The organism is Desulfocicer niacini (genome assembly GCF_054657595.1).
Genome location: NZ_BAAHYK010000162.1, coordinates 1 through 724 on the forward strand (window position 1 = coordinate 1; position 724 = coordinate 724).

At 39.5% G+C, this 724-nt stretch carries 1 protein-coding gene; it reads left to right on the forward strand.

Going from position 1 to position 724, the window contains the following annotated elements; all coding sequences use genetic code 11:
• Positions 1-297 precede the first annotated feature (297 nt).
• Positions 298-724 (forward strand): hypothetical protein (locus ACYQ2M_RS25195; protein ID WP_459919160.1); only part of this gene is annotated, 427 nt, incomplete at its 3' end.

The window sequence follows — 724 nt, forward strand, 5'->3', positions numbered from 1 at the left end:
ACCCAAAAGAGTGAAATCCTTCACCGGAACCCCTTAAAACCCCCTGATTTTGTGGGCACTACACCATTTTTTAGGATTCCTGCATCCCTTTATTGACAGGCCTCTTGGGATTTCATGAACCCACCGCTGTCGAACACAGGTTTAATTTGGGGCTTCAATATGGTATAGTCAAAAAAAACCGCTACATTTAGATATAAATGCTGACTTAAAATCAAATTTCGCTTTTATAACGTCATCATACAACGGCCGCATTGAGAATAAGGCTTATGCGTTTTTCCTGAATTATAGGTGGTTATTATGCTAAAAGATGATTCTATATTAAATCTGGAAAAAAAAGTCAGGGATTTGGAGAAATCATTAGCCGAATACAAACATATTGAAAAAGAGCAGCTGATGATTTTGGACGCACTTCAGTCCGTGAATGAAATCGACACATGGGATGAGTTGATTCACTCTATTCTATCCTGGATGAAAAAATGGTCAGGATGCGAAGCTGTAGGGATCAGGCTTCAGGAAGGCGAAGATTTTCCGTATTACACAACTTCCGGTTTCCCAGAACAATTCGTTAGACTTGAAAAACACCTATGTTCCTATGATGAAAATGGGGTTTTGGAAAGGGACGAAGACGGGCGACCTATAATCGAATGTATGTGCGGAAATATTATCTGTGGCAGGTTTGATCCGTCCAAAAATTTTTTCACAGCAGACGGTAGTTTTTTTAGTA